The following is a 12,629-nucleotide window of genomic DNA, read 5'->3' as shown; positions in this document are numbered from 1 at the left end:
TCGCACGGTTCGGACCGGCGGGCGGACCCGGTGGCTCGTAGCGTCCTGCTCCAAGGGCCGCCGGACCCCGACCCCCACCCCCACTTCACCGAGGAGGGCAACTCCCATGAAGTCCACGCTCGCGCCCCAGCTGCCCGTCACCACCGCCACCGTCGCGCCGGCCGCTCCGGCCGCCGCCAAGCCCACCTGGTCCGCCCCGTCGGTGGAGTGCCACCGCACCGGCGCCGAGGTCACCGCGTACGCCGCGCGGACCACTCGGTGACCCAGGCTTCCACCACCGCGTCGACCCGCGACGAGTTCGCGGCCAGGCTGTACGGCCTGCGGGAACGGTACTGGGACACCCACCCGTTCCATCTGCGCCTGCACTCCGGTGGCTGCACGCCACCGGAGTTGCGGCGCTGGGTCGCCAACCGCTGGTACTACCAGCTGTGCCTGACCCGGAAGAACGCCGCGATCATCGCCAACTGCCCGCTCCCGGAGGTCCGTCGGGAGTGGACCCGGCGGCTCGGCCAGCAGGACGGGCCGCAGGAGGGCGAGGGCGGGCTGGCCGACTGGCTGGTGCTCGCCGAGGCCGTCGGCCTGGACCGCGCCGAGGTCCTGGACGAACGGCACGTGGCGCGCGGTGTGCGCTTCGCCGTCGACGGCTACCTGCACTTCTGCCAGACCCGGCCGTGGACCGAGGGCGTCGCGGCCGCGCTGACCGAGATGTTCTCGCCCGACCACATGGCCGAGCGGGTGATCGCCTGGCAGAAGCACTACGACTGGATCGACCCGGCCGGCTACGCCTACTTCGAGCACCGGATCCCCGACGCGCGCCGGGACAGCGCCCGGACGCTCGACGTGGTGCTGGACCACTGCGTGACGGCCGAGCAGCAGCACGCCGCGGTGTCGGCGCTCGCCTTCAAGTGCGAGGTGCTGCGGGCGATGCTCGACGCGGTCGACTACGGCCCGGAGACCGCCGCCACCACCGCCGCCACCGGGGCCACCGCCGCCGGAACCCCGGTGCCCGCCGGGGCCGGCCGGTGAACGCCGCACCCGCCGCCGCGGCCCCCGGGCTGCGGCGCGGGGTGCGGCTGGTCCACGACCCGGTCCGGCAACAGGCCGCCCTGCTCTACCCGGAGGGCGTGCTGCTGCTCAACGGGACCGCCGCGGCCGTGCTCCGGCACTGCGACGGACGGCGCGACGTCGCCGGGGTCACCGCCCGGCTGGCCGAGGAGTACGAGGGCGTGGACGCCGGTCAGGTGCTCGCCCTGCTGGCCGACCTCGCCGAACGGCGGCTGCTCGCCCTCGACGGCACCGGCGGCCCGGCCGATCCGCAGCCGGCCGCCGGCCTGCCCGGGGCCGCGGCCGGCAAGCGCGCGCCCGCCCCCCTCGGTCTGGTCGCCGAACTCACCCACCGGTGCCCGCTGCAGTGCCACTACTGCGCCAACCCGGTCGAACTCGTCCGGCAGCGGAACGAACTGGACACCGGGCAGTGGCTGCGGGTGCTCGACCAGGCACGCGGGCTCGGTGTGCTCCAGGTCCACCTCACCGGTGGCGAGCCGCTGCTCCGCCGCGATCTGGCGACCATCGTCGCGCACGCCCGCGATCTGGGCCTCTACACCAATCTGATCACCAGCGGCCTGCCGCTGGACGGCCCCCGGGCCGCCGAACTCGTCGCGGCCGGGCTGGACCACGTGCAACTGTCCGTCCAGGACGCCGACCCGCGGCAGGCCGACAGCATCGCCGGGCTGACCCGGCTCAAGGGCCCCACCGGGCACGAGCGCAAGCTCGCCGCGGCCGCCCTGCTCACCGCCGCCGGGCTGCCGCTCACCGTCAACGCCGTGCTGCACCGCGCCAACGTCGGGCGCATCGGCGAGATCGCCGACCTCGCGGTCGGGCTCGGCGCCGACCGGGTGGAGCTCGCGCACACCCAGTTCTACGGCTGGGCCTGGGTCAACCGGGCCCACCTCGCGCCGAGCGACGAGCAGGTCCGGCAGGCCGAACAGGACGTCGCCGCCGCCCGCGCGCGGCACGGCGACCGGATCGAGATCACCCATGTCGTCGCCGACCACCACAGCGGCACCGCCAAACCGTGCATGAACGGCTGGGGCAACGAGCAGTTGGTGGTCGCTCCCGACGGCGCCGTGCTGCCCTGCCTGGCCGCCGCCCAACTGCCCGGGCTTCGGCTGCCGAACGCGGTCACCGACGGACTGGCCGCGAGCTGGCACGACTCGCCGGCGTTCAACCGCTACCGCGGCACCGACTGGATGCCCGAACCGTGCCGCAGCTGCGACCTGCGCGAGCAGGACTTCGGCGGCTGCCGCTGCCAGGCCTTCCAGTTCACCGGCGACGCGGGCGTCACCGACCCCGCGTGCCGGCTCTCCCCGCAGCACCACCTGGTGCACGCGCCGGACCCGGAGGCCGGTCCGGCCCCCCGGGCGCGCCGGTTCACCGCGCCCGTCCCCCCGGTGCCGTCGGTACCGCCGGTCCCGGCCGTCCCGGCGCCGACGCCCGACCCGTCCGTGCCGGGCCCGGCGTGAGCGCCCCCGGCCCCGGACCCGTCCCTCGGAGCACGCACTGAAGATCCGGATCCTCGGCACCGCCGCCGGCGGCGGCCTGCCCCAGTGGAACTGCGGCTGCGCGGGCTGCGCCACCGCCCGCCGCACCGGTACCGCCCGCAGTCAGGACTGCCTCGCGGTCAGCGCCGACGGCGCCGCCTGGTACCTGGTCAACGCCTCCCCCGACCTGCGGTCCCAGCTGCTCGCCACCCCCGAGCTGGCGCCCCCGCCCGGCACCCGGGACACCCCGCTCCGCGGCGTCCTGCTGACCAGCGGCGAACTCGACCACACCCTGGGCCTGGTGACCCTGCGCGAGGCCGCCGGGCTGACCGTGCACGCGACCGCTCCGGTCCGGGCCGCGCTGCACGAGGCGTTCCCGGTCGGCCCGCTGCTCGCCCCCTACACCGAGGCGCGCTGGCACACCGTCGTCCCGGGGGAGCCGGTCGAGCTGGCCGGCGGGCTGGTGGCCGAACCGCTGGCCCTCGGCGGCAAGCGCCCCCGGTACGCCGCCGACCTGGCCGCCCTCCCGGCGGGCGAACGTGCCGGGGAACCGGCCGGCGCGCGAACGGACTGGGTGATCGGCTACCGCTTCACCGAGACCGGCGGCCGCGCCCGCGCCGTCTACGCCCCCGGACTGGCCGCGTGGACGCCCGCCGTCGACCGGGCGGTGGCCGACGCGGACGTGGTGATCCTGGACGGCACCTTCGCAACGGACGAGGAGCTCGCCGAGCGCACCGGCGGCGCCCGGGGCTCGCGCGGCATGGGACACCTGGCGGTCGCCGACTCGCTCCCCCACCTGTCCGGCCGGCCCGGCCCGCGCTACCTCTACACCCACCTCAACAACACCAACCCGCTGGCCCACCGGGGTTCGCCGGAGGCGATCGCGCTGGCCCCGGCGCTGGCGGCGGCCGGCGCGGCCGTGGCCGAGGACGGGATGCTCCTGGAGCTCTGAAGCGCGGCCCGTCCTGCCCCGTCCCGGCCGCGTGTGACCGTGTCCGGTCGAACCGCTCCACCGTCCGTTCACCGAACGGTGGCGCCCGGTACTGCCCCGGGCCACCGGGGACCTGTCAGATCGTCGTGATACTAATCATTCGGGTGATGAGATCTGTCATGCACCGGCAGGCACGATGGTGACAGCCTGTCCGTTCCCAGGGGACCGGACGGTGACGGGGAGGGGCAGAGCATGGTGACCAGGAGCGGCACGGCCACGCGAGGCGACGGCGGAGCCACGGGGACGGAGCGACGGACCGGTCGGACGACCGGCCGCCGGCTGCGGCTCGGCAAGCGGCTCACCGGCATGCTGGCGGTCTTCACCGCCCTCGCGGCGCTGACCGGCTCCCAGGTGACCGGCCTCCGGCTCGCCCCGGCCGCCGCGGCCGAGCCCGTTCCCGACCGGCCCGGCGGCAGCGCAGCCCCGGTCCCGGGCCTCGGCGCCGACGGCACCGCCACCCCGTTCGGCACCGGTGCCACCCCGCTCCCGGGCGTCCTCGGCACCGCGCCGGTCGACGGCGGCGGCACCCTGCCGCTGACCCAGCCGCCGCTCGCGCCGCTCACCTCGCCGTTCGCCGATCCGCTGCGCTCCGGGCCGGCCCTGCCGGAGACGGTGTTCGCCGCCTACCGCAAGGCCGAGGCCGCGCTGCTCCTGCGCTCCCCCGGCTGCCACCTGCCCTGGCAGCTGCTCGCCGCGATCGGCGAGGTCGAGTCCGGCCAGGCCGGCCGCGGCGCGGTCGACGCCGGCGGGACGACGTTCCGTCCGATCCTCGGCCCGGCCCTGAACGGCGCCGGCTTCGCGGCGATCGGTGACACCGACGGCGGCCGCTTCGACGGCGACACCCAGTGGGACCGCGCCGTCGGGCCGATGCAGTTCATCCCGTCCACCTGGGCCTCCTGGGGCGTGGACGCCAACGGGGACGGCAAGGCCGACCCGAACAACGTCTTCGACGCCGCCGAGGCGGCCGGCCGGTACCTGTGCGCGGGCGGCCGCGACCTCTCCGACCCGGCCCAGCTGGACCGGGCGATCCTCGGCTACAACCACTCCGCCGAGTACCTGCGCACGGTCCGGAACTGGATGGCCCACTTCGGCACCGGCAGCCCGGTCACCACCCCGAACCGCCCGGGCACCCCGAGCCCGCTGACGCCGCAGCTCCCGGTCGCACCGGTGGCGCTGCTCGTCCCGACCGCCCCGCCGGCCCCGGTCCTGCCGACCCCTGGCACGACGCCCGCGCCGACGCCGGGCCAGAACACGGCTCCGACGACGCCCGGCACCCCGAGCACCACGCCGACCGTCCCGGGCACCACCCCGTCGGGCGAGCCCTCGCCGAGCGCGACGCCCTCCGGCACCCCCTCGCCCTCCGCGTCCGCCTCGCCGTCCGCCGAGCCGAGCGGCACCCCGAGCGGCACGCCCACCGCCCCCGTCACCACGCCGTCCGGGAACCCGAGCCCCAGCGCGACCGCGACCCCGACGACAACCCCCACCACGACGCCGACCGGCACCCCGTCGACGACGCCGACGTCCACGGGCACCCCGACCAGCTGCCCCACCCCGACCGGCACGCCGACCGCGACCGCGAGCCCCTCCGCGACGCCGTCCGGCAGCCCGTCGGCCGGCCCCTCGGTGACCCCGAGCGCGACGGCGACCCCGAGCGCCCCGGGCTGCCCCACCCCCGCCCCGTCGGACACCCCGTCCGCGACCGTCACCCCGAGCGCCACGACCTCCCCGTCCGCCGCGCCGTCCCCTTCGGCCCAGCAGTAACCCGACCACGCTCCCCCTTCCCCGGTCGAGGACTCGGGCCGGCGGGGTGCGGCAGCAGTGGAGCGAGACCCGAGGGCCCGGCACGACCGCCGGGCCCTCGTCGTGCACGCGCACCCCTGGATCGTCAGTCGTCACACTGATTGGATGAGCCGCATGTTCGACAAGCACTCGATAGACACCCCCTGGGGCGCGTCCGTGTTCGGCGCCGCGAGCGTGGACGCCACACCGGACCTGGCCCGGGTCCGGGTGGCGATCGCGGAGGCACGACCCAAGCCGGCCGAGGCGTTCGAGGCCACCCGGGGCGGGGTCAACCGGATCCGGGAGGTCCTGCGCGGCCACGGGATCCCCGATACGGCGGTCTCGACCTCCCGGCTGGACCTGAAGTCCTCCTGGGACTACGGCAACGAGCGCACGTTCCTCGGCTACGAGTGCACCGCCTCGTTCGTGATCGAGCTGCGCGAGCTCGATCTGCTGGAGTCCGTGCTCGTCGATGTCGTCGAGGCCGGGGCGAACCAGGTCGACGGTGTCGAGTTCGACGTCAGTACCAAGAAGGAGTTGCGCGCGCAGGCACGCACCGCCGCGGTGACGGCCGCACGGGAGAAGGCGGAGCTGTACGCCGAGGCCGCCCAGGTCCGGCTCGGTCCCGTCGTCCACATCAAGGACGTGGACTCCGAGCAACTGCAGAGCAGTTACCGCAGTCACCGCGGCAGCGGGGGCGGCGACGGCGACGGCGACCTGACACCGGGAAGGATCAGTGTCACCGCGGGCGTGGTCGTCGGCTTCGCGCTCATCGGGGGCTGACCGCGCCCGCCCGGGTCACGGTGCCCGACCGCGCGTACCGCCGGGCACGGCGACCCGTCGAGCGTGACCGGGCGGTCAGCGCCCGGCCCGCCGCGGGTGTCACCGTCCGTCCCGTCCCCGACCTCGTCGGCGCCGGACTCGATCGCGATGTCCTGGACCACGGTGGCGACGGCCGTTCTCCCTGCCGGTGGTGATGACTGACGGTCCGTCGCGATCGAACGGAACCGGTAGCCGACCGAACGGGACCGGATCGGACGGGACGGGACCGGTGCGAACCGGTACGGCGCCGGGGAAGGCTTTGCCGATCGGGACGGGACCGGACGACGGACGGATCAGGCGGCGTCCGGGCCGGGGTCCGGGTCCGGGCCGGGGACCGCCTCGTCGGTACCGGCGGGGCCGCCGTCCGGCCGGCCGGGGGCCCGGCCGGCCGGGGGGAAGGCCGCGATGAGCGTGGTGGTCACCGCGAGGCCGAAGTTCCCGGCGTTGACCGCGGTGGCTCCGGCGAGAGTCATGGCGATTCCGGCGATCGCGCCCGACAGGGCGAGTCCGGTGAGCCGGACGGTTCGGCCGGCGAGCCGGCCGCGGAGCCGGCGGCCTTGGGTCCGCCCGGCCGGCCGCCGCGGACCGCGGCCGGTCGAGGGTGTCTGCTGGTGCACGCGAAGCCCTCCTCCCGTGCGGCCCGGCCCGCCGGCCGAACCGCCGTTCTCCGAGACCTCGGAATATCGACATCCGATTCGATTCCGGAAATTTCGGTGCCCGTTCCCGCGGAGAACTCCCCGTAACTCCCCGTGCCGCGCGACGTCACCGGAATCGGCCGGTGCGACCGCGGAATTCCCGACAGCGCACCGCGTCTACAGATCACCACCCCGCGCGCCGTCCCGCCAGAACCGGAGCCGATCACGCGCCAGGTCCGGGCAGATCGCTCCTTTTCACGGACAACGGTTCGACGAGTCGGGACGCGGCGCGTCCCGGATTGGCACGGGACGCGTATGCTGTCGGACACCTCGGGACACCGTCGGACAGGCATGGGGGGCTGTGCGATCTCGATGAACGGGAACTCCGCGGATCGTCTCGATCCCGCTTCCGCCACGAGCATGGAAGACCTCGCACGCTGTCTGAGAACACTGCGGATCCGTGCGGACAGCCCTTCCTACCGGGACCTGGAGAAGCGGGCGCTCCAGAGCGGCCGCTCGCTGCCGAGGACGACGCTCGGCGAGGTCCTCTCCGGCCGCCGCTTCCCGAGCAAGGCGTTCCTGCTCGCCTTCGTCGAGCTGTGCGGCGTGGACCCGGTGGCCGAGCCGAGCTGGGAGAGTGCCTGGAACCGCCTGGCCGTCCACTACAAGACCGACGTCCGGAGCGAGCCGGGACCCGGCGCGGAGGATCCACGCCCCGATCTGTCCCGCCAGGAGCTCCGGGCGACCCGGCAGCGGGTTCGGGAGCTGGAAGAACGGGTGGCGGAGCTGCACGCCGCCTCGACCGCCCGGACCGAGGCCTCCCAGCGTGCCGGCGAGGCCGTCGGACGGGCCGTCGAGGCGTGGACGGCGGTGGCCGACGAACTCGACCGGCGGGGCGAGCGCGCGCTCGCGGCCCGCGCCCGCACCGCTCTCGCCGAGCTGGCCGAAACCGAGTTCGCCGAGGCCGGAACGGGGACGGGGGCAGAGGTCGGAGCAGTGGCGCGAGCGGGGGTGGGGGTCGGAGCGGGCACGAGAACCGCAGCCGCGACCGGGGCGGAGGCCGCAGCCCCACCCACCGGCCCGGAACCCGTCACCGCCGCCGGTCCCTTCCTCACTGCCGGTGCCCTCCCCACCGCCGGTCCCCGCCCCGCCGCCGTCCCGCCCGCCCGGTCGGCCCCCGAGGCCGACCCGGACGCCGCGCCACTGCCCGGCCGGGTCAGCGGCAGCCTCCCGGCGGTCTGGAACGTCGAACCCCGGAATCCGGAGTTCACCGGCCGGGACGCCGTCCTGTCGGACCTGCGCCGCCGCCTCGGCGGCGGGACCGCCGGCGGGGTGCAGGCCCTGCGCGGGGTCGGCGGCGTCGGCAAGACCCAGATCGCGATCGAGTTCGCCTGCCGGTTCGCCTCGCACTACGACGTGGTCTGGTGGATCGCCGCCGAGGACCCGGCGCTGATCGGCGAACAGGTGGCGGCCCTGGCGGTGGAGCTGGCGCTCGCCGAGCCCGGCACCGACACGGCGACGGCCGTCGCCGTCCTCAAGGCCCACCTGCGCGGCCGCAACCGCTGGCTGCTGGTCTTCGACAACGCCGACGACCGCGCCGGGGTGGCCAAGTGGCTGCCGGGCGGCCCCGGCCACGTGCTGATCACCTCGAGGGCCGGCGGCTGGGAAGGGATCGCCACCACCGTCCCGGTCGACGTCATGGAACGGGACGAGTCGGTGGCCCTGCTGCGCACCCGTCGGCCCGAGCTGAGCCCGGAGGACGCGGATCTGCTGGCGAGCGCCCTCGCCGACCTGCCGCTCGCCCTGGCCCAGGCGGGCGGCTTCCTCGCCGAGACGGCCACCCGGGTCGGCGACTACCTGGCCCTGCTGGACACCCACGCGACGGCGGTGCTGACCGAGGGCAGCACCGGCGACTACCGCAAGCCGCTCGCGGGGGCCATCGACCTCAGCGCGACGAGGCTGGCCCGGCTGGACCCGCTCGGTCTGGCGGTGGTGCGGCTGTGCGCGTTCCTCGCCCCGGAGTCCGTCCCGGTGCACTGGCTGCTCGCGTTCGGACGGTCGACGGCGGGCCGGACCCCGCAGGCCCCCGGCCCGCTCGCTCCCGGCGGCCCGCTGGCCGCCCTGGCGCTGGCCGACACCGACCCGGTCGCCCTGCACCGGGGGGTCGGTTCGGCCGTCCGGCTGGGGCTGGCGACCAGCACCCACGACGGCGTCCGGCTGCACCGCCTCGTCCAGGCCGTCATCCGGGACCAGTTGGGCGAGGAGGCCGCCGACGTGCGCCGCCACGCGCGGAGCGTCCTCGTCCAGGCCGCGCCCGGCGACCCTGAGGACCCCGCCACCTGGGCGACCTGGGCCCGGGTGGTCCCGCACCTGCTGGCCGTCGACCCGGGCGGCGCCGACTCGCCGGAGCTGCGCGGCCTCGCCTGCGACGCCGCCTGGTACCTCACCGAGCGCGGGGACTCCGAGGCCGCCGCCCGCCTGGCGGTGGACCTCCGCACCAGCTGGACCGCGTCCTCCGGTCCCGACGACCGGCACGTGCTCTGGGCGAGCCGCTGCCTGGCGCGCGCCCACCGCGAGCAGGGCCGGTACGAGGCGGCGCACCTGCTCTACCAGGCGTCCATGCCGCGCAGCCGCCGCGCCCTGGGCGAGGACGACCCGCAGACCCTGCGGCTGGCCCACGGGCAGGCGATCAACCTGCGCCTCCGGGGCTGCTACGAGGAGTCCCGACGGCTCCAGGAGGACACCCTCGCCCGGTACCGTCGCCTGCTCGGGCACGACCACCCGCACACCCTGCACTCGGCGAACCACCTGGCCGCCGACCTCAGCGCGCTCGGCCGCTACGAGGAGGCCCGCGAACTCCACCAGGAGACCCTCGCCCGGTACCGGCGGGTGCTCGGCGACGACCACCCCGACACCCTCCGCTCGGCGAACCACCTGGCCGCCGACCTCAGCGCGCTCGGCCGCTACGAGGAGGCCCGCGAACTCCACCAGGAGACCCTCGCCCGCTGCCGGCGGGCGTTCGGCGAGGACAGCCCGCACACGCTCCGGGCGGCGGACTCCTACGGCACCACGCTGCGCCGCCTGGGGCGGCTGGAGGAGGCGCACCGCCTCCAGCGGGAGACCCTCGCCCGGTACCGCCGGGTGCTCGGCGACGACCATCCGCAGACGCTGCGGACGGCGCACAACTTCTCCGAGACGCTGCTCGCCCGGGGAGAGGCCGAGGAGGCCCACCGGCTCCAGGCCGACGCTCTGGAGGCCGCCAGGCGGGTGCTCGGCACGGACCACCCGGAGACGCTCCACGCGGCCCGGCACCTGGCGCTCATCCGGTCCGGCCTGGGCCGCTGAACGGACGGGACGCGCGGACTTCCGCCATTCCTGGGACAACCCTGGCCGCCGGCGGTCAGGACATTCTACGATTGACCGACACCGGTCAGTAATCGGCACCTCGATCGCGTGGGAATTCCCCGGGCCGGCCAGCTGGTAGCTTACTGCCGCACTGCCGCCCCCGAGCCGAGGAAATGGCCGATGATCGATCCTAAGATCGCACTGGTAATGGCTAGGCCCCGTCCGGAAATCAATGCCGACCATGACATGCCCCTGCTCCTCCGGGCGCTTTCCGAAGCGGGTGCCGACGCAATCTCTGCGGAATGGGACGATCCGGGCGTCGACTGGTCGGAATTCGATCTCGCGGTGATCCGGTCCACCTGGGACTACACCTGGCGCAAGCCCGAATTCCTCGACTGGGTCGACCGCTGCAGCCGCGCGACCCGGCTGGCCAACCCCCCGGAGGTGGTGCGCTGGAGCTCGGACAAGAGCTACCTCGGCACCCTCGCGGCGGCCGGCGTCCCGGTCGTCCGCACCCGTTACCTGGCCCCCGGCGACCCGGCCGACCTTCCGGACGACCACGAGTACGTGCTCAAGCCGGTGATCGGCGCAGGTGCCCGCTACGCCGCCCGGTACCGGCCCGAGCAGCACGACGAGGCGCACGACCAGGTGGCCCGGATGCACGCCGAGGGCCTCACCGCCATCCTCCAGCCGTACATGAGCGGCATCGACAGCACCGGCGAACGCGCGCTGGTCTTCGTCCGGGGACGCTTCCTGCACGCGATCCGGAAGAACGCCGTACTCTCCCCCGACGTGCCGTTCGACCGGCGCAAGGTCGCCCACCCGGGGCTCCAGCCGTGGTCACCGACCCCCGCCGACCTCGCGGTGGCCGAACGGGCGCTGGCCACGGTGCCGGGCTCGGCGGACCTGCTGTACGCCCGGGTGGACCTCGTCGACAACGCCGACGGCACACCGCTGGTGATGGAACTCGAACTGGTCGAGCCCAACCTCTTCCTGGCCGCCCACCCGGGCTCGATGTCCACCGTGGTCCAGGCGATCACAACGGCGGCCGCGGCGGCCGCGGCCCAGCGCGGCACCCGGCGCCGCGCCGAGGACGGCCGGGCGGTCCACTAGCGACGCCGAGCCGGGAACGCGACTGGCACCGGCCACCGCGGCCGGCGAGGGGGGACACGTCATGAGTGCGGGCAGCGACACCGGCACGGGCAGCGACAGCAGCGGCACCGGCACCGGGGCGACCGGCGGGAAAGCCGCCCGGGGGGCGGACGAGGACGCGGCCGGGACGGGCGCGCTTCCGTTCGCCTGCCCCGCCGCCCTGGCCGAGCCGCCCGGGCTCGCCGCGCTCCGCGAGCGCGGCGGCCTGGCCAGGCTCCCCACGGCCACCGGCGACCGGGCCTGGCTCGTCACCCGCCACGCCGACGTCCGCGCGCTCTGCGGCGACCCGCGGATCGGCAAGTCGCACCCCGACCCGGCCCGCGCGCCCCGGCTCTGGGACGCGGCGCTGCTCGGCCCGGAGACCAACCACGCCACGGCGGTGGCGGACCATCGGCGCTGGCGGAGCACCCTCACCGAGGCCTTCGGGGCGCGTCGCGTCGAACAACTCCGGCCCCGGCTCCAGGCGTCCTTCGACGCACTGCTCGGAGCACTGCTCGACACCGGCCCGCCGGCCGAACTGTGCGCGGACCTCGCCCGGCCCTTCGCCCTCGGCGTGATCTGCGACCTCATCGGCATCCCGGCCGAACGGCGGGTCGCGTTCGCCGCCTGGTCGGACCGGGTGCGCCGGGTCCCGGACCCCGGGGGGACGGCGGACGCGGCGGAGCGGCGGGGCCTCGACCGCATCATCGGCGAACTCCTCGACCAGCGCCGCCGCAACCCCGCGGACGACCTGCTCACCGAGCTCGCCGCCCGTGCCGACGGGCCCGACGCGACACGGCCCGGTGCCCTGCGCCCCGACGAACTCCCGCACACCCTCAGCGGCCTCCTGCTGGCCGGCTACGAGACCGTCGCCACCCGGCTGCCCTACGGCCTGCTGTACCTGCTCGCCGACCCCGCCGCCCGGACGGCGCTCGCCGCCGACCCCGGCCTCGCCCCCTCCGCCGTGGAGGAGGTCATGCGCCTCGCGGTGCCGGGCGGCAGCTGGATGCCCCGCTACGCCCGCGCCGACCTGGAGTACGGCGGCGGTCGGATCGCCGCCGGCGACCTCGTCGTGTTCTCCTTCCAGTCCGCCAACCGGGACGAGCGGGTGTTCCCGGACCCGGACACCCTCGACCTCGGCCGGACGTCCAATCCCCATCTGGCCTTCGGGCACGGCAAGTTCTTCTGTCTGGGCGCCGGACTGGCCCGGCTGGAGCTGCGGATCGCCTACGAGACCCTGTTCCGACGCCTGCCGGACCTCCGTCTCGGCTGCGCGCCGGAAGAGGTCCGGGTCGACGGCGCGAGTGTGACCGGCGGCCTCCACGCCCTCCCCGTCAACTGGAGCCGTCCCACCGACAGGTGACGGACCCGCGACCGGCCGGACCG

General features: G+C 75.7%; 10 protein-coding genes. 9 read left to right on the top strand and 1 reads right to left on the bottom strand.

Annotated features, from left to right (window positions below):
* Positions 1 to 106 precede the first annotated feature (106 nt).
* The 6 genes from pqqA to ACIPYS_RS19650 all read left to right on the top strand — a co-directional run bounded on the left by pqqA (position 107) and on the right by ACIPYS_RS19650 (position 6,093).
* The gene (gene pqqA, locus ACIPYS_RS19675; RefSeq protein WP_093858950.1) at positions 107 to 262 is read left to right on the top strand and encodes a pyrroloquinoline quinone precursor peptide PqqA; all 156 of its coding nucleotides are present in this window, start codon (positions 107 to 109) and stop codon (positions 260 to 262) included.
* On the top strand, positions 259 to 1,026 hold the full coding sequence (gene pqqC / locus ACIPYS_RS19670; protein ID WP_400747554.1) for a pyrroloquinoline-quinone synthase PqqC: 768 nt from the start codon (positions 259 to 261) through the stop codon (positions 1,024 to 1,026). Before pqqA ends, pqqC begins: the two co-directional genes overlap by 4 nt.
* The gene (gene pqqE / locus ACIPYS_RS19665; protein ID WP_400747552.1) at positions 1,023 to 2,522 is read left to right on the top strand and encodes a pyrroloquinoline quinone biosynthesis protein PqqE; all 1,500 of its coding nucleotides are present in this window, start codon (positions 1,023 to 1,025) and stop codon (positions 2,520 to 2,522) included. Before pqqC ends, pqqE begins: the two co-directional genes overlap by 4 nt.
* 37 nt (positions 2,523 to 2,559) lie before the next feature.
* The gene (gene pqqB, locus ACIPYS_RS19660) at positions 2,560 to 3,492 is read left to right on the top strand and encodes a pyrroloquinoline quinone biosynthesis protein PqqB (RefSeq protein ID WP_400747801.1); all 933 of its coding nucleotides are present in this window, start codon (positions 2,560 to 2,562) and stop codon (positions 3,490 to 3,492) included.
* 231 nt (positions 3,493 to 3,723) lie between these two features.
* A complete protein-coding gene (locus tag ACIPYS_RS19655; RefSeq protein WP_400747550.1) occupies positions 3,724 to 5,292 on the top strand; it encodes a lytic murein transglycosylase in 1,569 nt (522 codons plus the stop codon).
* A gap of 144 nt (positions 5,293 to 5,436) precedes the next feature.
* A complete protein-coding gene (locus tag ACIPYS_RS19650; protein ID WP_400747548.1) occupies positions 5,437 to 6,093 on the top strand; it encodes an SIMPL domain-containing protein in 657 nt (218 codons plus the stop codon).
* Positions 6,094 to 6,425: 332 nt separating this feature from the next.
* On the opposite strand, the gene ACIPYS_RS19645 is transcribed toward ACIPYS_RS19650, so the two are convergent.
* On the bottom strand, positions 6,426 to 6,749 hold the full coding sequence (locus tag ACIPYS_RS19645) for a hypothetical protein (RefSeq protein WP_400747546.1): 324 nt from the start codon (positions 6,747 to 6,749) through the stop codon (positions 6,426 to 6,428).
* Positions 6,750 to 7,187: 438 nt separating this feature from the next.
* Here ACIPYS_RS19645 and fxsT point away from each other — a divergent pair, with 438 nt between their 5' ends.
* The 3 genes from fxsT to ACIPYS_RS19630 all read left to right on the top strand — a co-directional run bounded on the left by fxsT (position 7,188) and on the right by ACIPYS_RS19630 (position 12,606).
* On the top strand, positions 7,188 to 10,112 hold the full coding sequence (fxsT, locus tag ACIPYS_RS19640) for an FxSxx-COOH system tetratricopeptide repeat protein (protein WP_400747544.1): 2,925 nt from the start codon (positions 7,188 to 7,190) through the stop codon (positions 10,110 to 10,112).
* A gap of 180 nt (positions 10,113 to 10,292) precedes the next feature.
* Positions 10,293 to 11,225, top strand: coding sequence for a RimK family alpha-L-glutamate ligase (locus ACIPYS_RS19635; protein ID WP_093858956.1), 933 nt, complete (start codon positions 10,293 to 10,295; stop codon positions 11,223 to 11,225).
* A gap of 61 nt (positions 11,226 to 11,286) precedes the next feature.
* Positions 11,287 to 12,606, top strand: coding sequence for a cytochrome P450 (locus ACIPYS_RS19630; protein WP_400747542.1), 1,320 nt, complete (start codon positions 11,287 to 11,289; stop codon positions 12,604 to 12,606).
* Positions 12,607 to 12,629 lie beyond the last annotated feature (23 nt).

Origin of the sequence: Kitasatospora sp. NPDC089913 (assembly GCF_044748625.1) — a bacterium.
Lineage (GTDB): Bacteria > Actinomycetota > Actinomycetes > Streptomycetales > Streptomycetaceae > Kitasatospora.
The sequence above is the reverse complement of the archived record's forward strand: the minus strand, read 5'-3'. Positions and strand labels throughout refer to the sequence as shown.

What these genes read in the sequence shown, in the direction of transcription:
- pqqA (WP_093858950.1), top strand. Translation starts at nt 107, where the DNA reads ATGAAGTCCACGCTCGCGCCCCAGCTGCCCGTCACCACCGCCACCGTC.
- ACIPYS_RS19655 (WP_400747550.1), top strand. Translation starts at nt 3,724, where the DNA reads ATGGTGACCAGGAGCGGCACGGCCACGCGAGGCGACGGCGGAGCCACG.
- ACIPYS_RS19650 (WP_400747548.1), top strand. Translation starts at nt 5,437, where the DNA reads ATGAGCCGCATGTTCGACAAGCACTCGATAGACACCCCCTGGGGCGCG.
- fxsT (WP_400747544.1), top strand. Translation starts at nt 7,188, where the DNA reads ATGGAAGACCTCGCACGCTGTCTGAGAACACTGCGGATCCGTGCGGAC.
- ACIPYS_RS19635 (WP_093858956.1), top strand. Translation starts at nt 10,293, where the DNA reads ATGATCGATCCTAAGATCGCACTGGTAATGGCTAGGCCCCGTCCGGAA.
- ACIPYS_RS19630 (WP_400747542.1), top strand. Translation starts at nt 11,287, where the DNA reads ATGAGTGCGGGCAGCGACACCGGCACGGGCAGCGACAGCAGCGGCACC.